This is a genomic window from Sporofaciens musculi (assembly GCF_009830285.1).
Taxonomy (GTDB): Bacteria; Bacillota; Clostridia; order Lachnospirales; family Lachnospiraceae; genus Sporofaciens; species Sporofaciens musculi.
The window spans coordinates 5,335,228-5,354,835 of record NZ_WUQX01000001.1 but is presented as its reverse complement, the minus strand read 5'-3'; the positions used below and the strand labels follow the sequence as shown (position 1 = coordinate 5,354,835).

General features: G+C 45.8%; 16 protein-coding genes, 1 tRNA gene and 2 pseudogenes. 15 read left to right on the top strand and 4 right to left on the bottom strand.

Annotation, left to right across the window (positions count from 1 at the left end):
- The first annotated feature begins 4 nt into the window (after positions 1-4).
- Positions 5-2,446 carry a hypothetical protein gene (locus GN277_RS27040; RefSeq protein WP_159756096.1) on the top strand — a complete coding sequence of 814 codons (2,442 nt, stop codon included), beginning with the start codon at positions 5-7 and terminating at the stop codon, positions 2,444-2,446.
- Between the two features lie 47 nt (positions 2,447-2,493).
- On the opposite strand, the gene GN277_RS27035 is transcribed toward GN277_RS27040, so the two are convergent.
- The gene (locus GN277_RS27035; RefSeq protein WP_159756093.1) at positions 2,494-2,988 is read right to left on the bottom strand and encodes a QueT transporter family protein; all 495 of its coding nucleotides are present in this window, start codon (positions 2,986-2,988) and stop codon (positions 2,494-2,496) included.
- Between the two features lie 221 nt (positions 2,989-3,209).
- On the opposite strand from GN277_RS27035, the pseudogene GN277_RS32260 reads away from it, so the two are divergent.
- From GN277_RS32260 to GN277_RS26995, 8 genes and pseudogenes are all read left to right on the top strand, one after another.
- Positions 3,210-3,401, top strand: a pseudogene (locus GN277_RS32260) (sensor histidine kinase); the annotation flags it as partial.
- A gap of 78 nt (positions 3,402-3,479) precedes the next feature.
- Complete coding sequence (locus GN277_RS27025) at positions 3,480-4,241, top strand: biosynthetic peptidoglycan transglycosylase (protein ID WP_322101276.1); 762 nt, start codon at positions 3,480-3,482, stop codon at positions 4,239-4,241.
- 28 nt (positions 4,242-4,269) lie between these two features.
- Complete coding sequence (locus GN277_RS27020; RefSeq protein ID WP_159756090.1) at positions 4,270-5,109, top strand: DNA-3-methyladenine glycosylase family protein; 840 nt, start codon at positions 4,270-4,272, stop codon at positions 5,107-5,109.
- On the top strand, positions 5,084-5,311 hold the full coding sequence (locus GN277_RS27015; RefSeq protein ID WP_159756087.1) for an aspartate dehydrogenase: 228 nt from the start codon (positions 5,084-5,086) through the stop codon (positions 5,309-5,311). Before GN277_RS27020 ends, GN277_RS27015 begins: the two co-directional genes overlap by 26 nt.
- Before the next feature lie 13 nt (positions 5,312-5,324).
- Positions 5,325-5,834 (top strand): GAF domain-containing protein, encoded by a 510-nt coding sequence (locus GN277_RS27010; RefSeq protein WP_159756084.1) that lies wholly within the window; start codon positions 5,325-5,327, stop codon positions 5,832-5,834.
- A gap of 45 nt (positions 5,835-5,879) precedes the next feature.
- Positions 5,880-7,241 carry an MATE family efflux transporter gene (locus tag GN277_RS27005; RefSeq protein ID WP_159756081.1) on the top strand — a complete coding sequence of 454 codons (1,362 nt, stop codon included), beginning with the start codon at positions 5,880-5,882 and terminating at the stop codon, positions 7,239-7,241.
- Positions 7,242-7,258: 17 nt separating this feature from the next.
- A complete protein-coding gene (locus tag GN277_RS27000; protein ID WP_244324934.1) occupies positions 7,259-7,789 on the top strand; it encodes a DUF6323 family protein in 531 nt (176 codons plus the stop codon).
- A gap of 44 nt (positions 7,790-7,833) precedes the next feature.
- Complete coding sequence (locus GN277_RS26995; protein ID WP_159756078.1) at positions 7,834-8,688, top strand: DUF6179 domain-containing protein; 855 nt, start codon at positions 7,834-7,836, stop codon at positions 8,686-8,688.
- A 70-nt stretch (positions 8,689-8,758) separates the two neighbouring features.
- Here GN277_RS26995 and GN277_RS26990 read toward each other — a convergent pair whose 3' ends face one another.
- Positions 8,759-10,690, bottom strand: coding sequence for a PfkB family carbohydrate kinase (locus GN277_RS26990; RefSeq protein WP_204162803.1), 1,932 nt, complete (start codon positions 10,688-10,690; stop codon positions 8,759-8,761).
- A gap of 190 nt (positions 10,691-10,880) precedes the next feature.
- Between GN277_RS26990 and GN277_RS26985 the strand changes: the two genes are divergently transcribed.
- The 3 genes from GN277_RS26985 to GN277_RS26975 all read left to right on the top strand — a co-directional run bounded on the left by GN277_RS26985 (position 10,881) and on the right by GN277_RS26975 (position 14,329).
- Positions 10,881-11,792 (top strand): ribokinase, encoded by a 912-nt coding sequence (locus tag GN277_RS26985; protein ID WP_159756072.1) that lies wholly within the window; start codon positions 10,881-10,883, stop codon positions 11,790-11,792.
- A gap of 78 nt (positions 11,793-11,870) precedes the next feature.
- Positions 11,871-12,950 (top strand): nucleoside hydrolase, encoded by a 1,080-nt coding sequence (locus tag GN277_RS26980; RefSeq protein WP_159756069.1) that lies wholly within the window; start codon positions 11,871-11,873, stop codon positions 12,948-12,950.
- A gap of 17 nt (positions 12,951-12,967) precedes the next feature.
- Positions 12,968-14,329, top strand: coding sequence for an MFS transporter (locus GN277_RS26975; protein WP_159756066.1), 1,362 nt, complete (start codon positions 12,968-12,970; stop codon positions 14,327-14,329).
- 81 nt (positions 14,330-14,410) lie between these two features.
- On the opposite strand, the gene GN277_RS26970 is transcribed toward GN277_RS26975, so the two are convergent.
- The gene (locus tag GN277_RS26970; protein ID WP_244324933.1) at positions 14,411-15,061 is read right to left on the bottom strand and encodes a flagellin; all 651 of its coding nucleotides are present in this window, start codon (positions 15,059-15,061) and stop codon (positions 14,411-14,413) included.
- A gap of 388 nt (positions 15,062-15,449) precedes the next feature.
- A pseudogene (locus GN277_RS32255) lies at positions 15,450-15,866 on the bottom strand (flagellin N-terminal helical domain-containing protein); the annotation flags it as partial.
- Positions 15,867-16,080: 214 nt separating this feature from the next.
- Here GN277_RS32255 and GN277_RS26960 point away from each other — a divergent pair.
- The 3 genes from GN277_RS26960 (at position 16,081) to GN277_RS26950 (ending at position 19,527) form a co-directional block, all read left to right on the top strand.
- A tRNA-Glu gene (locus GN277_RS26960) sits at positions 16,081-16,152 on the top strand.
- 225 nt (positions 16,153-16,377) lie between these two features.
- Positions 16,378-17,241: a class II fructose-1,6-bisphosphate aldolase gene (gene fba / locus GN277_RS26955; RefSeq protein ID WP_159756060.1), complete on the top strand. Its 864-nt coding sequence runs from the start codon at positions 16,378-16,380 to the stop codon at positions 17,239-17,241.
- 174 nt (positions 17,242-17,415) lie between these two features.
- Complete coding sequence (locus GN277_RS26950) at positions 17,416-19,527, top strand: glutamine synthetase III family protein (protein WP_159756057.1); 2,112 nt, start codon at positions 17,416-17,418, stop codon at positions 19,525-19,527.
- Positions 19,528-19,608: the final 81 nt, after the last annotated feature.

The window sequence follows — 19,608 nt, the reverse complement described above, 5'->3', positions numbered from 1 at the left end:
ATAGATGAATTGGATAAAGAAACTAAGGGATACGGCAATTCTGGTCCTGATATTTATCGCTGCGGTCATTGGCTTCAGCTATTATACGAATAAAGGGAACGACAATATGACGGCGGATATGGGCTCAGCTACCTATCCGCAGATTTCATTTTCTTATAACGGATATGTGTTAAACACGCTGAGCGGTTTTGCGCGGGCAATGGATATTACCGCCATGCGGGATACCATTACGCCTGCGAATGCCCGAATGGTGGAAGGCACCATTCAGCCTTACGAGAACCAGATTAAAAAAGCCAGCTATACGATTTACACGCTGGACGGAAAAGAGAAGATGGGGGAGGGAGAGCTTAGCCGAAACGGCGACAGCTTTACAGTAGAGCTTAGCGATGCAGTAACAGCAGGCAGAGAGCATGTACTTGAGATTGTGCTGAATATCGGCGGTGAAAATGACGTCTATTTCTACACCAGAATTGCAGACGGAGCGGATCTGGGTGTGGCGGAGAGCCTGGACTATATCCGCGGTTTCCATGAGAATGCAATGAATAAGGTGGAGGGAGCCGGCGTCGGAGCTGCCATTGAGCCTAACGAAAGCGCCAATAATACCACGTTTCAGCATGTGACGATTCATTCGGATTATGATCATGTTTCCTGGGGAGAGTTAGAGCCAATGGTGGAGATGGGGGAACGCTGGGATATTACAGAGATGAACGGGGACTCAATTTCTGTGCGTTTGGAGTATCGCGTCCGATGTAAGGGGGAGGAGAATGAGTCGGATGTGTACCATGTGGAGGAGTTTTTTCGAGTCAGGCATGTGACGGGAAGCCAGACCACGTATCTTTTGGATTATGACCGGACGATGGAGCAGATTTTTGACGTGACAAAGAAGATGCTCAATGAAAATGGCATTGTGCTTGGAATTGTGCCGCCGGATGTTCCCTATCTGGTCAATGAAAATGGGAGTGAAGTTTCTTTCGTAGTGGCAAATGAACTGTGGAACTACAGCAAGGATACGGATGAGATTTCACTGGTATTTAGTTTTACCGATGTGGAGAACAGTGATGTGCGCAACATGATTCCCCACCATGAGATTAAACTTCTTGGAACCGACGGGGCAGGCTTTACCATGTTTGCTGTGAGCGGATATATGAGCCGCGGCTCCCATGAAGGCGAGGTAGGGGTTGCTATTTATGAATACAGCGCCAAAAAGAATTCTGTGGAGGAGAAGGCGTTTATCTCCAGTAATAAGTCTTATGGGTTCGCAATCAATGAGCTGAGCAGCATGGTCTATTACAGTATGAAGCAGAATAATCTGTATGTTATGCTGGAAGGTACGTTATATGAATTCGATTTGACAAAGAACAAGAGCAATACTCTGGTGGAGGGGCTTATGGATGAACAGTATGTGGTGTCAGAGGACGGCCATTTAGTTGCGTGGCAGGAAGGAGAAAAGCTGAATGAGGCCACTAAGGTTACTGTGATGAATCTTGAAACCGGAAAGGCAAGGAAGGCAGAGAGTGCAGGGGATGAGTGCGTACGCCCCCTTGGATTTGTTAAGAATGATTTTGTATATGGGGTGGCAAAGACGGCAGATACAGGGAGAACTGTATCTGGCGAGGTGGCGGTTCCCATGTATAAGATTGAGATACAGAACGGCAAGGAAGAGATTGTGAAAACCTATCAGGTGGACGGAATTTATGTGCTGGATACCACATTTGACGTGAATATGATTACACTGAATCGGGCGACGAAGTCAGGGGAGACGTATACAAGCACGACTGCCGATTATATTACGAATAACCGAGAAAAAGAGGCCAGCAATATCGACCTTAAGAGTTATACCACTGAGCTGAAAGAGACGCAGATGAGATTGGTTTATAATGACGGGATTTCAGACCGTGAACCAAAGGTATTGAAGCCTAAGCAGATTTTGACGGAGGATACAGGCGACATTAATTTTGATGATATCAGCTATGGGGGGAAATTTTTTGTATATGGTTATGGAGAGCTGCAGGGCGTTTACGACCGTGCAGGCGAGGCAATCCGAGCGGCTGAGCCATATAGTGGATGTGTGGTGGACTCCAATCAGTCCTATGTCTGGGAACAGGGGAATCGAAGCAAGCAGCATTTCATTGCCGGAAAGGATGAGGTGATACAGAATATTGGGGAGCGGCTTAGACAAAGGCAGGCGCCGGTGGATATTCTGAAGGAGATGAACGATGGCAGAATCTTAGACATGTCAGGCTGTTCGGTGGAGATGCTTCTGTATTTGATTGACAGAGATAATCCAGTGATTGGGATGTTAGATGCAGAGCGGGCGGTCATTCTGGTAGGATATACAGAAGGCAGCGTGGTTTATATTGATGCAGACAGCGGGGAACGCAGAGCTGCCCCGATTGGAGAGGTGGATCAGATGACGTCGGGAAGCGGAAACACATATATAGGATAAAAGAAACTGCCTGAAAATGACAAATTTCATTTTCAGACAGTTTCTTATTATCTCTGGGCTGGAACGAAGATGATATTTTTATATCTTCGCAGAGCCGCATATAGTATGATTCCAAGTACGCCGCAGGAAAGAATCTCTCCAATGCCTACCGTCAGCATCATGAACGGTATGGGAAGATTAACGCTGTAGCCAAAGCGCAGTACCAAGGGCACCACGATTGTATTTGCCAGGATTGGAGGCAGGGGCGCCAGTAGGGGAAGGTTATTGCGCAGCATATATGTACCGAATGCTCCAATTAAGGTTGCGATGCTTCCAAAGATAATGTCTGGAAGGATTGCACCCCCTAAAATATTGCCCAGCAGACACCCGATGAACAAGCCGGGGATGGCGGCGGGGGTAAACAGTGGGAGGATGGTAAGAGCCTCGGCTATTCTTACCTGAATCTCTCCGAAGGAAAATGGTGCGAATACATAGGTGAGCACCACGTAGACGGCAGCAATCATGGCTGCCTGGCTTAGAAAAGCTGTGTTTGATTTTTTCATTGTTTCTTCTCCTTTAGTTTTGTTTTACGTGTGGAAGGTCTCGAACACACGCGCCTTAGCGGATAGCAAAGTCCTATAGACCTTGGTTTTAGACAGACTTTGCAACGAGTAGTATAGCATGGGGAGGGAGAAAAAGCAAGTAGGATTAAATTGCCTGAAAAAAGCAGGTTGTATATTTGTGACGAAAGAAATATAATAAATGTCATCAGAGCTGAATATATGGGGCGGGCTTTGCCAAGGAGGACCTGCAAAACCTGTTTGAACGGTTTTATCGTGGAAAGAGCTCCGTTGCTGCAGGATACGGAATCGGCCTTGCGCTCTGCAAAAGAATTATTGTCAGACAAGGGGGGACGGTCAGTGCAAAGAACCATCCCCAGGGCGGTGCAGTTTTTACCATACGTTTCCCCAAATAAACCATATATATTATCTTTTCTATAAATATATGCGCCAGGGCTTGAGAAAGAGGTATATATGGTCGAAAATTATAACAAATGAAGGAATATCTGATTCGCAGAATCGAAGGGCAGAAAGGAGTTGGCTGGACAATGAAGAAAAGACATCCTGTGAGAAAAACAATATGCGTGCTGCTGATTCTTATGCTGTGTGCGGCTATGTCAGTCGGCATTTTCTATGGAGTGAAGGGATATCAGATGTATCAGGACGCTATTTCCCTGAGTTCTATTGAAGACAGGGTTGATAAGATAAGGGGAGAGGAAGATTTTACAAAGTATTCTGAGATGACAGATTTCTATATTAATGCGGTGATTTCCGTGGAGGACCACAGATTCAGAGAGCATAAGGGGATTGATTTAATCGCACTGTGTCGGGCCTTCTGGGCTGATATCAGGTCAATGTCCTTTCGGGAGGGCGGCAGCACGATTACGCAGCAGCTTGCCAAGAACCTGCTGTTTACTCAGGATAAGAACCTTGAGCGCAAGGCGGCGGAGGTATTTGCCGTGATGGAGATTGAGGCAGAATACAGCAAGGAGGAGATTTTTGAATTGTATGTGAATACCGCCAGCTTTGGCAGCGGCTATGAGGGAATCTATGCAGCTTCCACGGGATATTTTGGGAAAATACCGTCAGAGCTGACGGATTACGAGGCGGTTGTGCTGGCGGGGGTGCCCAATGCGCCTTCTGTGTATGCGCCGGGGGTGGATGAAGGGCTGGTTTCTCTGAGAGCGCAGCAGGTACTTCGGAGTATGGTGAGGAATGAAGTCATTACTCAGGCGGAGATGGATGGAATGATGTGAGTGACAAGGTATATATGAGGTAGGATAAATGGTCAGAAAAACAATGGATTATTTCGATATAAGGCAGATTTGTGATTCGGGTCAATGCTTTCGGATGGTTCAGAGGGATGCGCGTACATACAGCGTCATTGCGGCGGGGCGGTATCTTGAGATTGAGCAGAGTGGAAAAGAGTGTATGTTTTCCTGCGGGGAGGAAGAATTCGAGGAATACTGGAAGGGATATTTTGACCTGGAGAGGGATTATGGGGCGTATATGGAGACGGCGAATCCCAAGGATGAGTATCTGGTGAAGGCCATCCGGTTTGGAGAGGGAATACGGATTTTGTATCAGGATTTATGGGAGATGACAGCGTCATTTCTAATATCACAGCAGAATAATATTGTGAGAATCCGTAAATGTATCCAGAACATCTGTGAGCAGTACGGGGAGGAGAGGGTCAATTTTCGTGGAGAGAGATATTATATGTTTCCGCAGCCGGAGGTATTGGCGTTTCTTCCGGAGGATAAACTTAAGGAGTGTAATCTGGGATACCGAAGTAAATATGTAGTTCGGACTGCCAGGATTATTGCGGAGGGTAAGATGGACCTGGCGGCTGTTAGGAATATGCCGTATAAGGAGGCTAAGGCAGAGCTTTTGAAGCTGTATGGAGTGGGCGAGAAGGTGGCGGACTGTATCTGCCTTTTTGGATTGCATCATCTGGAAGCATTTCCTGTGGATACACATATATTGCAGGCTTTGAAGAAGCACTATAAGAGAGGTTTCCCGAAGAACAGGTATAAGGGGTACGAGGGCGTCATGCAGCAGTATGTGTTTTACTGGGAGTTAAAGGGGGAGAAGGGCAATGTTTCATTTATTCAGAAAAACTAAAATCAATCCTGTAACAGAAAAGTATGACCCGAATATTCAGAAGCCTGTCCTCCGGTGCAGCATTTGCACCGGAGAGCAGGTGGCAGGCTTTAAAGACCTGCACACCGGTAAATTTACCGATATAATGTTAATCAGGAATGAAAAGGATTTAGAGGCTTTCAAAGAGCAATATGGCGTTACTGAACTAACAAAAGAATTTTAGGAGGTTATATGAAATGAAGGCGTCGCTTATTACATATCCCACAGAAAAGAAAGAGTTATACAGGCTCTTAAAAACGCAGCTTCAAGGTTTAGTAGACGGGGTTACAGATTTGACCGCCAATCTGGCAAATGTATCTGCTCTTTTGAATCAGGCATTGACAGATATTAACTGGATGGGATTTTATCTTATGAAGGAGGGGCGGTTAATCCTGGGTCCCTTCCAGGGGAAGCCTGCCTGCGTAGAGATAGAGGTTGGGCGGGGTGTGTGCGGCGCGGCGGCAGTCCAGGATCAAGTCATGCGGGTAGAGAATGTCCATGAATTCCCTGGGCATATTGCCTGTGACAGCGCGTCACTGTCAGAAATTGTTATTCCGATACATAATGCAAAAGAGGTGATTGGCGTACTGGATATCGACAGCCCTCACCTTGCAAGGTTTGATGAGGAGGATCAGAGAGGGCTGTCTGAATTGGTGCGGATATTGGAGGTATTGTTGACGTTTGACAAGCGGACTTCGTCCGTTTAAGGGACAGAAAAATTAGGAAAGGATGAATTCCAGGAAAGAACAAATATGACAAATAAAGATACATTTTACAAACAAATATTTAAATTAGTGCTGCCGATTGTAATTCAGAATCTTCTGAGCGCGGCGGTCAGCTCGGCTGACGTGGTGATGCTGAATTATGTGGGGCAGTCCTCCATCTCGGCTGTATCCCTTGCCTCACAGTATGCAAATATCCTGTTTATGGTGTTTTATGGTTTGGGAACAGGCGCGACTATGCTGAGCGCCCAGTATTTTGGCAAAGGGGATATGAAAGCTATTCAGGTGATTGAAGGGATTGCCCTTCGGTTTTCACTGTTGATTGCTCTGCTTTTTGCCTGCCTGGCCTTGCTTGTGCCAGAGCCAATGATGCAGATTTTTACCAATGACAGAGAGCTAATTACAATAGGAGCCTCCTATTTAAGATTCATGAGCGTCAGCTATCTGTGCTGGGGGATTACGGAGGTATATCTTGCCATTCTTCGCAGTATCGGCAGGGTGGTAATCAGTACGGCGATGAATGTGCTTGCATTTTCGCTGAATATTTTCCTGAATGCAGTATTTATTTTCGGGCTGTTGGGTGCGCCGAAGCTAGGAGCCATGGGTGTGGCGCTGGCGACCTCCATATCCAGGCTGATTGAGCTTTTTGCCTGCTTTGTGGTGTCGTTTTTAAGTAAGGATATCAAACTGGATTTTCGGTATATGTTTGTGAAAAACAAGGCGTTATTTTCTGATTTTGTCAGACTGTCTCTGCCTGCCCTTGGAAATGATATTGCCTGGAGTGTGGCGTTTTCCATGTATTCTGTGATTATGGGACATATGGGGACAGATGCTGTGGCGGCCAATTCCTTTGTTACTGTGGTGCGTAATTTTGGAACCATTCTATGTTTTGGAACCGCAAGCGCTGGCGGAATACTCCTTGGAAATATAATCGGAATGAATAAGCTTGAGGAAGCCAAAGACGGCGCAAGAAAGGTTATGAAGCTTACTGTCGCTACAGGTATTATTGGAGGTCTGATTGTCCTTGGGGCAATGCCCATTGTGCTAAGATATGCAACCTTGACGGAACAGGCAATGCATTATCTGAAATATATGATGCTGATTAATACTTATTATGTGCTTGGGGCGGCTGTGAATACCACATTGATTGCAGGCGTTTTCCGTGCAGGAGGAGACAGCCGGTTTGGATTTATCTGCGATACCATTACTATGTGGTGTTACGCTGTGCCCCTTGGCTTTTTTGCAGCTTTTATCTTGAAGCTTCCTGTACTGTGGGTATATTTTTTACTGTGTACGGATGAATTTGCCAAATGGCCTTGGGTATTGAAGCATTACCGGAGTATGAAATGGCTGAATAATATTACGAGAGACGGTCTGTTTGAAGAAGGGTAAAATAGGAGGAATGTGCTTTGAGTAAAGGAAACTGGTTAGAAGCAGTAGTAAATCAGACCCAGATTGGGAAAGTGATGGAGACAAATCAGTATGCGCAGAAGTATGGTCTTACGTTAAGCGAGGAGGAGGCGCAGGTCATTGTTGCAGAGCGAAGAAACACGCTGAAAGAGCAGAAGCGGGTAGAATTCGGTGAGAGTATTCTGCCCCGTCTGATCTACGAATTCTGTGATTCCGACTATATTAATCAGGATAATTATGCGGATACCATGGTCAGGCTTCAAGAGATTTTTTTCCTCTATAAAAATGAAATGCAGGATGAACTGACGGACCAGGAATTAATTCATTTTATGAAGGAGCAGTTTGAGAGTGTCTGTTATGGAGATTTGGATTATCTGGAGGAGACATGTCTGGATATATTTGCCCAGGCGGTGCGAAGAGGCTATCGGGGATACAAGCGGACAGAGGGAAGGGGGGAATATGGGCAGTTCGACGAGGTTCAGAGGTGGGATGCGCAGCTTTATATGGAGGCTTTAAAGGACTTACAGTAGGAACGGTGTGGTATAGAACGGGTATAACTGACGGAGGAAAAGCTATGTATGAGATGGAAGAACTGGTTCCGATTGTAGCGGAATTGTCGGAGAAATACACAGGATATGAGAGCACGTCGATTACTTATGAGAAGGCGAATCAGTTGATGGAGGCAGTTATTTACTGTATTGACGAGTATCTTCATGGAGGGCCTTGCAATGCAGGTGGCTGTGGAGTGGGTGGTCATTCTCTATTAAAGGAGGGAATGTCTGCCGGAAATGTCATGACAGCTAAGGAAGTAACTGCAAAGGAGGCGTACAGACTGGGGTGTCAGCTTGTGGAGGCGAAGGTTCATGCAATGAAAGAGTTGTACCATGCCTTGATACGGGATTTCCATTCTTATGGAAATATAGCCTTGAAGGATACGGTAAATGCGGTTCCGGAGTTTCTGAAATGGTACGACATTCGGTATGCGCCTCAGGATACGATTCTGACGCTGGATTATCCGCTTTTGAAGGAGGTGGGCACAGGGATTGACGCTGTATATGAATTTGTAAGATGTGTTTCTATAGAGCAGAGGTTTCTCAATAAGTTTCCAGAAGCATATGTGACCCAGACGTTGTGCAGTTTCTCAGAGGAGTATGAGGAAATGTTCGAGAATCTCTGTGGGATTCTTCTTGGGGATGTGGCGGGGCATATTCTGTTAAAGAAGCAGTTCGACGGAGACGGTATCGGGGAATATGAACGCGGCAGGATACGGGCTTTGCTTGGTATGTATTCGGAAGATGAGGCAAAGGCGCTGGTTCGTGAAAGTGTGAGGAGGTTTATCGAGGAATTTTACGGAAATGACGGGGAGATGTGGCAGTATCTGAAAGGGGAATGTGACAATATTGCGGTGAGGCTGATTCATTCCCTGTAACGGATGATAAAAGACTGCTGCATTAAGCGGAATTATTTTACGCTTAATGCAGCAGCCTTTTTTATACCGTCTATTCTTCTAACTGGTTCACCGAAATAGAAAATTTCTTTTCATATAAGTCATACAACATTTCCCTATTCAAAATCGCATTCTGCACCCCTTCCTTTGACACACTAAAGGAAGCCGCCAACGTAGACAATTCAATGGCCTTTTTCATATCGCATCCATTTGCAAGCTGCGCCGCAAGACAACTGATAAAGATATCGCTTGCCCCTGTGGAATCCACGGAAGGATAGGGATAAGCGTCAAAATGCATTGTTCCTTCATGGTTTACATAGATACATCCCTTGTCTCCCAGAGTTACAATCACATTTTGTACACCCTTAGAAAGCATTGTTCTGGCCTGCAGCTCTGGTGTGTTCTCATTCGGGCAGAGGACAGCCATTTCCTCCTGGTTGGGAACCAGAAGAAAGAGCTCCTGCAGGATGGCCGGAGGCAGTATCTGAGCCGGAGAAGGCTTTAATATCACCTTTATATTCATCTGTCCACAGATTTCAAAAATTTTCTCCACAGACGGAAAGGGGATTTCCATCTGCACCAGACAGTAAAGGACGCCGGAAAACAGAGCTTGGTTCTCGGCCACGTAGGAGGGAGTCAGGGTGGCATTAGCCCCTGGATTGACTACAATCGTATTGCCGCCGTTTCCCTGTACGGTGATATAGGCGGTTCCTGTAGGGTGGCTGTTGACAAAGGAAACTCCCTGCATATCCACATTTTCGTTGGAAAGCTGTTCATATAATTGTCTGCCGTAGGGGTCGATGCCAAGCCTTCCAAGCATATATGCATTAGCGCCAAAACGGCTTACGCCGATTGCCTGGTTGGCGCCCTTCCCTCCCGTCCAGTAATCCAGATGGGACGCAAGCAGCGTCTCTCCCATGTGGGGAAGGTGAGGCACTTTCAGCGTTATATCCATATTTAAACTGCCGGCAATCATAATCTTGGTGGCAAATTCCTTATGGGCTTGGATACTTCTGCGCTGTATGAGGCTAAAAGCTGCCGTCTGGGATGGGAATACATTCTTTTTGGCATTAATCTGACTGAGCAAAGTATGGTATGCTGTTTTCGCCATCTGGGAAATGTCTGTGCGTATTGCAGTCACCGGAGGCAGCAGTTGCTCCAGCGATATGGAGTCCTCCAGACACAGTACCGACAAATCGGAGGGTATTAGGAAATGCTTTCTGCTGGCAATACAGTAAACTTCGCTTGTCAGGTAAGCGTTCTGGCAGATCACGCCGTCGATTCCGGCGTCGGTCAGTTGTTCAAATGCTGTGTGAAAGCTGTCGTCTGCTTTGAGAATTGTACTGTCATCGGGAGTGATTCCATAGGAAAGCATGGCCTCTCGGTATCCGTCTGCCAGTTGCTCATGTACACGAAAGCTACCTTCTCCAGAGAGGAGAAGGACCAGACGTCGGTTATTTTGCTTTAAGAGAGCAGTTGTTCCAGTTTTGGCAATGTTGAAAAAATCACGGTAAACCTGGGGGAATGGAAATTCTGGAGTTTCGCAGTCCATAAGGACCGCGCTTCGTAGTTGGTCCTGGCTGTGCTTTAATGCGGCGATCCCGTTGTCGGATTCCGGAAAGTACAGAATTCCTAAGGCGTGGATATCCAGGAAGTGGAGAATTGCCTGTTCTTCAAGCTTTGGCCTGTTCTGAGTGAGATAGAGCGACAGGGTATAGTTGTCGCTGGCAGCTAATGTCTGTATATGTTCAATAAATGATGCAAAAAAAGGTGAGCCAAGGGACGGCAGGATTACACCGATGGTACGGTTAGATTGAAGCAGCCGGTCACGGACTTTGGCATAGGGTACATACTCATGCTCTTCAATAATTTGTAATACACGCCTACGAGTTTCCTCGCTGATATTTTCGTCTTTATGGTTGATGATTCTGGATACGGTAGCGGCAGATACGCCTGCGGCTTTCGCTATGTCACGGATGGTCATCGTTATTTCCCCTTCAAAAACTGTAAGATTTCGCCAAAAAGCAATTTTCATTATTGTACTATTTAAACAAAAAAAAATCAAGTCAGTGATTTTTGTTGACATATTTTTAGAACAAATATATAATAAACGCAATGAAACAATTTTAGTAAACAAGTAAACCAACAAAGTGAATGAAAAAAGTGAGGTGTGTATGAGAAAAATTGTGTTTAGTTCACTAAATATTGATCGAACCTATCATTTGGACCGGTTTGTACGTCCAGGGGAGACGGTTGCCGTTCATTCTTATTCGGATTCCTGCGGGGGAAAGGGCTTCAATCTTGCCATGGCGATGGCGAAAGCAGGAGAGAAGATTTTCTTTGCAGGCGCAGTTGGTCCGGATGGGCAGGAATTTGAGAAGATTTTCTCGGAATATGAGGTAGATGCGTCATATCTGCGGCATTCTGAGAAGATGTGCGGTCACGCTGTCATACAGGTAGACGCTTCAGGGCAGAACTGTATTATGGTTGTGGAGGGGGCGAATGGTGACATTTCCCATCAATACATAGATGAGGTTCTGGGACACTTTGAGAAGGAGGATGTTCTGATCCTGCAGAATGAAATTGGGCATATTGATTACCTGATTGAAAGCGCTCACAAGAGAGGGATGAAGGTGGCATTTAACCCGTCTCCCATGAATGACAGGATTACAAAGTGTGATTTGTCTCATGTGGATTATTTGTTCATCAATGAAGGCGAGGGAGAAGCTCTTTCGGGACAGAAGGGCGCAGAAGGAATCCTAAAAGAGCTTCATTCCAGATGGAGTAATCAGACGATTATATTGACATTGGGTGAAAGAGGCGCAGTCTGTATGGCGAACGACGGGAGGAAGGAGGTGTGTGGAATCTGGAAAACCAGGGCGGTTGATACTACCGCAGCGGGAGATACATTTGCCGGATATTTTCTTGCCGAGTATTTGCGAGGGAAGGGGATAAAAAAAGCGTTGGAGACAGCAGCGGTGGCAAGTGGGATAGCGGTTTCGAGAAGCGGGGCGGCCCAGTCTATTCCTGGCAGGAAGGAGGTTCATTCGGCTGATTTCTCGAAGATAACCGAATATAAAGAATAGGACTTATAACTGAATTGAGAGAATAAGGATGAAGTCTAGGATAACTGAATTGAGAGAATAAGGATGAGGTACTTAATTATGGAAAAAACAAGTATGTCCAAAGGGGAGAGAAGAAAGAGATTATCTGTCCCCTGTGAGAAGCTTCGCCTGGTGCTGGATACGGACGCGAAAAATGAGATTGACGATCAGTTTGCAATCGCATGGGCGCTTAAGTCAACGGATAGATTTGAGGTGGAGGCGGTTTATGCGGCGCCCTTTTCCCATGACTGTCTGAAAGCAATGTTTACAGGAGAGAAGATTGAGCACGCGGCAGGCTTTACCTACGCCGAAGCGCCAGGGACAGGCATGGAGGAAAGTTATGAAGAAATCTGCAAATTATACAAGCTTCTGGGGCTTTCCCACGAAAATAAGGTGTTTCGCGGTTCTGCCAGCTATATTGCAGACCAGGGAGGCGCGGTGGAAAGCGAAGCGGCGTTAGATCTGGTTGACAGGGCGATGAACGGGGAAGGCTTACTCTATGTGGCTGCCTTTGGTGCGATTACGAACATTGCGTCTGCCATTTTGATAGAGCCTGAGATTGTCAATAAGATTGTGGTGGTATGGTTAGGCGGGCAGCCTTTATATTTCGACCACGCATTGGAATTCAATCTCATGCAGGATGTAGCTGCTTCTCAGGTGCTTTTTAACAGCGGCGTTCCGCTGGTCTATATTCCATGCATGAATGTAGCGTCCCTGCTTGCGGTGACGGAGGATGAGGTTAAGAGGCGGCTTATGGGAGCTACTGAGATTGGAGATTACCTTGGTCAAAATGTACTGGATGCGTTTACGAATCCGCAGGCTGCCATTTTTGCGGCGGCCATGTACCGGAAAAGCTATCTGCTTCGTCGGGAGGATCAGGACGAGGAGTATCTGAAGCAGTTTCAGAGTCAGCATGTTGCCTGTTCTCGGATTATTTGGGATGTGGCGACAATCGCATTTTTGAAGAATCCTACCTGGGCACCGTCTACATTGGAGATTTCTCCGGTCTTAAACGACGATCTGACCTGGGGAGAGCCTGACGGTTCAAGACATGAGATACGTGTGGTAAATTACTGTTACAGAGATTTGATTTTTGGTGATCTGTTTGCCTGCCTGACAGGAAATGGAGAGAGTAGATAAAATTAGGAGAAAATGTTATGAATAATAAAGTAAAAGAAGTCACGGCAGATGTGACAAAGAGTGAAATCTTCCATTTTGGAATGTTGGGCGTGGCACAGTGTATCATGTTCACGCTCTGGAACGGTCAGATGATGTACTTCTATACAGATATATTTATGCTTGCGCCAATGTTTATATCGGGAATGTTTCTTGTGGCAAGAGTCTGGGACGGTGTCAATGATCCTATGATCGGACTTTTGATTGAACGGACGAAAACGCGGTATGGAAGATTTAAGAATGCTATATTGTTTGCCCCAGTACCCCTTGCGATTGCTATGGTGCTGAATTTTACGGTTCCCTCCTTTGGAAAAACGGGGAATCTGATATATGCAGTTGTTACATATATTTTGTTCGGAATGATCTATACGACTATTGACGTATCTTATTTCAGTCTGCCGACGGTTATGACCGACAAGCCAGACAGGCGTGCATCCATGTTCGGAATCGGAAGACTTTGCACAGGTATGACGATGGCAGTTACGGGTATCCTGATTATTCCCTGCGTAACTATGCTTGGAAAAGGGGATATGAAGAAGGGATATTTTTACACCGCGATTTTGTTTGGCGTGGTATCCTGCATCCTGTATCTGTTCAATGTAAAACATGTCCATGAAAGAACGATTGTGGATAAACCTAAATTTAATTTTAAAATGACCATGAAGGCAATCGGGCAGAACAAACCGCTTCTGATGGTTATGATTTTCGGGTTTATTCTGCAGTTGGTATCTGTGGGAAAAACCAGTTTGAATATGTATTATGCCACTTATAATCTTGGAAATGTCCAGCTCGTTGCGATTGTGGGCCTGGCGGGTGTGCCGGGTATGCTTATCGGCTCTGCCGTAGCACCGCTGCTGGTTAAAAAATTTGAGGCAAAATATGTTGCGGTTGGATTAAATATTTTGTTTTTTGTTGACTCTCTGTTTCTGTTCTTTTTTGAAAATAATGCAGTTGCGCTTTTCATCAACAACCTGTTTTTCCTGTTCTACTGTGGGGCGGGAATGGTCCTTGTGTCTACCATGACTGCGGAAACGATTGAATATGCAGAGCTTAAACTTGGTCAGAGAAATGAAGGGTTTATCACTTCTACACAGACATTTATCTCCAAGCTTGCCGTTGCGATTGCAAATTCAAGTGTGCTGGCTTTAATCGCGGCTCTTGGATATGTTCCGAATCAGGAGCAGGCCCAGGGAACGCTGAAAGCATTTTTCTATATGGAATCCATCATTCCAGGCGTTATAGGCATATTGGCATGTATCCCTATGCTGATTTATCCGCTGACGAAGAAGGAGTATGCTAAGATTACGGAGGAACTGAAGGCGCGCAGGGGAGAGAGCGCATAATAGGTTATATTATAAAACAGGATTGTTGAAAGATGTAATGTCTCTCCACAATCCTGTTGTGTTTTTTGTCGTCAATATATGTTATTGCAGCAGTTGGAGAACTGCATTTGGGACTTGGTTCGCTTGGCTTAGCATAGCCTGGGCAGATTGAATAAGAATATTATTTTTGGTATATTCACCCATCTCTTTTGCCATATCAACATCTCGAATACGACTTTCTGAAGCGGTTATATTTTCCTTCATAACACTTAGATTATTGACAGTATGTTCAAGACGGTTCTGATAGGCGCCCATTCGTCCTCTCTCTTGGCTTACATAATCAATTCCATGCTGGATTCTGCCGATAGACGACTTGGCGTTTTCCGCGGTAGATATGGAGAGATTACTAATTCCGATTTGGGATAAACCCATTTCTGGAAGAAGAAGGGAAAGCTGTCCGTCTTCATTTGATGTTTCTGTGACATGCAGCACCACATCACCTACAAGTTTCGGCTCATATTTATATGCAACGCCTTCTCCGAATAATCCTCTACCCTGCGATACCGAAGGGGAGGCTGTGTAGGGATTTTTCCAATTATCCCATTTCCCACCGGCTGGTACTGACGGAATCTTTCCAGGATATGCCCTGTCATCATATATTACCAGTTGAGATGGGTTCGCTGCATCTGCTGCAAGCATTGTATAGTGGTTGTTAGGATTGCCCTTTGTAGCCTGTATAATCCTGTTAATCAACTCAGCGCCTGTGCTGACACCATCTATACCTATAGAATAAATATTAGAAATTCAGTCAATGGGCTTAGGAAAGCCTGGGACGATACCTGTGTTAGAGAGAAGTTCCTGTTGTAAATTTAATACTATAATGTGCCTCACATGTACAGCAGGTCGTGTATATACCAGTATTTTCATTGAGCAAGTCATTAATATTTCCGGCATTCAATTGGCTGAAATCCATATATGCTGCGGCATGCTCTACCTGGTATTGCTGCTGGGCGCCGCTGGCGTCTGTATAGGTTTCTGTCGTTATATATGAGCCTGTTAGTCCATTACTATCTTTTTGCGGCATGTCAACCCATACCGGCATGCCGCCTTTAATCGTTGCTACAGGAGGCAGTTTAGCGTCGTTGCCCTGCAATAGAGGAATGTCGTTAAAATTCGTGTTTTTTTCAATACGTTGGATTTCATCCAGTATAGCGTTGATTTCATCCTGCATACTGCTGCGGTTTTCATCCGAATACGTACCGTTTGATGACTGAACGGACAGCTCCATCATACGGTTGAGCATGCTGTGGATTTCTTCCATAGCGCCCTCGGCTGTCTGAATCAGAGAAATTCCATCTAAAGCATTATCGCCTGCCTGCTCCAAACCGGTAATCTGCGCTCTCATTTTTTCTGATATTGCAAGTCCTGCCGCATCGTCCCCTGCTCTGTTAATCCTATAGCCGGAAGCCAGTTTTTCCAGGTTTTTACCTATTAGAGAGGTAGATTTCTTTAAGCTTTCATATGTATTTAGTGATGAAATATTATGTTGGATTCTCATTATATTATCCTTCCTTAGTAATGCTACAGTTTATAGTATACTATAAAATTAAAGATTTTCAATATTATTCTAACTTTATATAATTATATAAGTTCAGATATTGGTCGTGAGTTGGGCTGTAAAAAAATTTGTAAAAAAATGAAAAAAGTGCTTGCATATTTGAATTGACTTTGCTATAATAAGCAAGTACGAAACAGAGAGACAATATAAATACGGCTCCATGGTCAAGCGGTTAAGACGCTAGCCTCTCACGCTGGAATCAGGGGTTCGATTCCCCTTGGAGTCACTGGAAATTCCTCTTGAAGAGTAATCTTTGAGAGGAATTTTTTTGTAGAAAAGCTAGCATTTCCTTTTATTTTGTGAAATTTGACGAAAGTATACCATAAGCTTTCTATAAATTCTATCATTGTTTTTTCCTCCAATATGATATATAATAAAGCTTAGTGAAAATTATAACATGCCAAGGGATGCCTAAGCATCTGGAAGGGCAGAAGGAATTGGAGGAATTAATATGTTAGTATCAGCAAAAGAGATGCTTGAAAAAGCAGTTGCAGGCCACTACGCAATAGGACAGTTCAACATCAACAACCTTGAGTGGACAAAAGCAATCCTGACAGCAGCCGAGGAGACAAAGTCACCGGTAATCTTAGGCGTATCTGAGGGCGCAGGAAAGTATATGACCGGCTTTAAGACAGTTCAGGACATGGTAGCCGCTATGGTTGAGGAGATGGGAATTACTGTTCCGGTTGCTACACATCTTGACCACGGTTCCTATGACGGATGCAAGAAATGTATCGAGGCAGGCTTTACATCTATTATGTTCGACGGCTCTAAGTATCCAATCGAAGAGAATGTTGCCAAGACAAAAGAGTTGATCGCTATCTGCCGTGAGAAGGGAATGTCCCTGGAGGCAGAGGTAGGCTCAATCGGCGGAGAAGAAGACGGCGTTGTCGGACAGGGCGAGTGCGCAGACCCGAACGAATGTAAGATGATCGCTGACCTTGGCGTGGACATGCTGGCAGCGGGTATCGGTAATATCCATGGCAAATATCCTGAGAATTGGGCAGGATTGAGCTTTGAGACGCTGGATGCTATCCAGAAGCTTACAGGCGATATGCCATTAGTTCTTCATGGCGGTACAGGAATTCCGGACGACATGATTAAGAAGGCAATCGACCTTGGTGTTGCTAAGATTAACGTTAATACAGAGTGTCAGCTTGTATTTGCAGACGCTACCCGTGAGTACATTGAAGCTGGAAAAGACCGCGAAGGCAAGGGCTTCGATCCTCGTAAGCTGCTTAAGCCTGGCTATGAAGCAATCATCGCAAAGGTTAAGGAGAAGATGGAATTATTCGGTTCAGTAGGAAAAGCGTAAGAAGTAAGAAATTTTACTTGCCTTTTTTGGCTGATTGAGGTATACTAACAGGCGTAGAGAGAACAAAGGCGTTCCGACCGGAGGTCGGGGTGCCTTTTCTTAATGTCAACTTGCTTTCCTGTTTGTATTATGGGGCTTAAGTTGATACATTTCAAGAAAGGAATTATAGAACATATGGGTGAACTGTTAAATGTAGCTGATATTTTCGGGGAAGATGTTTTTAATGATACAGTTATGCAGGAACGTCTGCCTAAGAAGGTGTACAAGGATCTGAAAAAGACCATTGAGGAAGGCAAGGAGTTAGAGCTTGCAACAGCCGACGTTATCGCGCACGAGATGAAGGAGTGGGCTATTGAGAAGGGGGCGACCCATTATACCCACTGGTTTCAGCCGCTTACGGGAGTGACAGCCGAAAAACATGATTCGTTTATCTCTGCGCCGATGGGGAATGGCAAGGTACTGATGAGCTTTTCCGGTAAGGAATTGATTAAAGGAGAGCCAGATGCGTCTTCATTTCCGTCGGGCGGACTTCGCGCCACATTCGAGGCGAGAGGATACACAGCATGGGACTGTACTTCTCCGGCATTCGTAAGGCATGACGCGGCAGGCGCGACGCTTTGTATCCCTACGGCATTCTGTTCGTACACAGGGGAGGCGCTTGACCAGAAGACCCCGCTTTTGCGCTCCATGGAGGCAGTCAACGCCCAGTCTCTGCGTCTGATTCGTCTGTTTGGAAATACAACGTCAAAGAAAGTAACTCCGTCGGTTGGTCCGGAGCAAGAATATTTCCTTGTAGATGCAGCAAAGTTTCAGCAGAGAAAAGACTTGATTTATACAGGACGTACCTTGTTCGGCGCCATGCCGCCTAAGGGTCAGGAGTTAGATGATCATTACTTTGGAACCATCCGTCAAAGGATTGCAGGCTTCATGAAGGATGTGAACGAGCAGCTTTGGCGGGTTGGAGTAACATCAAAGACTCAGCATAACGAGGTCGCGCCGGCACAACACGAGCTGGCTCCAATTTATGCAGAGGCCAATGTGGCGGTTGACCATAACCATCTGGTGATGCAGACATTGAAGCGGGTTGCCTGCCAGCATGGAATGAAATGTCTGCTTCATGAGAAGCCATTTGCCGGAGTAAATGGGTCCGGCAAGCATAACAACTGGTCCCTTACCACGGATGATGGGAAGAACCTTCTTGATCCGGGCAAGACCCCTCATGAAAATATTCAGTTTTTACTGGTGCTCACCTGTGTGCTGAAGGCTGTGGATGAGCATGCGGACCTGCTTCGTGAGTCTGCCTCCGATCCGGGAAATGATCACCGGCTTGGAGCCAACGAGGCTCCTCCGGCAATCATCTCAGTTTTTTTGGGCGAGCAGCTTGAGGATGTGCTTGAACAGCTAATCAGCACAGGAGAGGCGACCCACAGTCTGAAGGGCGGTAAGCTGGAAACCGGTGTCAGGACCCTGCCGGATTTGGCGAAGGATGCAACGGACAGGAACCGGACGTCACCATTTGCATTTACGGGAAACAAATTTGAATTCCGTATGGTAGGCTCTCGTGATTCGATTGCAGGACCGAATGTGGTGTTAAATACGATTGTGGCAGAGGCATTTGCAGAGGCGTGCGACGTGCTGGAGAGCGCGGAGGACTTTGGATTAGCTGTGCATGATTTGATTAAGAAATATGCAACCGAGCACTATCGGATTGTATTTAACGGCAACGGCTACTCTGACGAATGGGTAGCAGAGGCTGAAAGACGCGGTCTGCCCAATATTCGCTCTATGGTGGAGGCGATTCCTGCGCTGACGACAGATAAGGCAGTAGCAATGTTTGAAAAATTCAAAGTATTCACAAGGACTGAGCTTGAGTCCCGTGCGGAGATAAAGTTTGAGAATTATGCAAAGGCAATCAATATCGAGGCCCGCACCATGATTGATATGGCGAGCAAGCAGTTTATTCCGGCGGTTATCAAGTATACGAAGGAGCTGGCAGATACGGTGATTGCCGTGAAGGAGGCCGGTGCGGACGCAGGGGTCCAGGCCGAGCTTCTGGGTGAAATTTCGGGTCTGCTGTCCAAGACGAAGCAGGCGTTGGAGGAGTTGATTCGTCTTACAGACCAGGCGGCGGCAATGAGCGAGGGTGAAGCGCAGGCAAGATTCTATCATTTCGACGTGGTTCCTGCCATGGAGGCGCTTCGCGCACCGGTTGACAGACTGGAGATGATTGTGGACAAAGAAGCGTGGCCAATGCCGTCCTATGGTGATTTGATGTTTGAAGTGTAGTTTCCCTGACGTTTCTGATTGAGACAGACAATCCTTCATAAAGATATTAGGAAATTTTAAGAACCTTGTACTTGGAATAAC

Coding starts and splice junctions, on each gene's coding strand:
- GN277_RS27010 (WP_159756084.1), top strand. CDS start 5,325: ATGAAGGCGTCGCTTATTACATATCCCACAGAAAAGAAAGAGTTATAC.
- GN277_RS27035 (WP_159756093.1), bottom strand. CDS start 2,988: ATGAAAAAATCAAACACAGCTTTTCTAAGCCAGGCAGCCATGATTGCT.
- GN277_RS27020 (WP_159756090.1), top strand. CDS start 4,270: ATGGTCAGAAAAACAATGGATTATTTCGATATAAGGCAGATTTGTGAT.
- GN277_RS26995 (WP_159756078.1), top strand. CDS start 7,834: ATGTATGAGATGGAAGAACTGGTTCCGATTGTAGCGGAATTGTCGGAG.
- GN277_RS26980 (WP_159756069.1), top strand. CDS start 11,871: ATGGAAAAAACAAGTATGTCCAAAGGGGAGAGAAGAAAGAGATTATCT.
- GN277_RS26990 (WP_204162803.1), bottom strand. CDS start 10,690: ATGACCATCCGTGACATAGCGAAAGCCGCAGGCGTATCTGCCGCTACC.
- GN277_RS27005 (WP_159756081.1), top strand. CDS start 5,880: ATGACAAATAAAGATACATTTTACAAACAAATATTTAAATTAGTGCTG.
- GN277_RS27040 (WP_159756096.1), top strand. CDS start 5: ATGAATTGGATAAAGAAACTAAGGGATACGGCAATTCTGGTCCTGATA.
- GN277_RS26985 (WP_159756072.1), top strand. CDS start 10,881: ATGAGAAAAATTGTGTTTAGTTCACTAAATATTGATCGAACCTATCAT.
- GN277_RS27025 (WP_322101276.1), top strand. CDS start 3,480: ATGAAGGAATATCTGATTCGCAGAATCGAAGGGCAGAAAGGAGTTGGC.
- fba (WP_159756060.1), top strand. CDS start 16,378: ATGTTAGTATCAGCAAAAGAGATGCTTGAAAAAGCAGTTGCAGGCCAC.
- GN277_RS26975 (WP_159756066.1), top strand. CDS start 12,968: ATGAATAATAAAGTAAAAGAAGTCACGGCAGATGTGACAAAGAGTGAA.
- GN277_RS27015 (WP_159756087.1), top strand. CDS start 5,084: ATGTTTCATTTATTCAGAAAAACTAAAATCAATCCTGTAACAGAAAAG.
- GN277_RS26950 (WP_159756057.1), top strand. CDS start 17,416: ATGGGTGAACTGTTAAATGTAGCTGATATTTTCGGGGAAGATGTTTTT.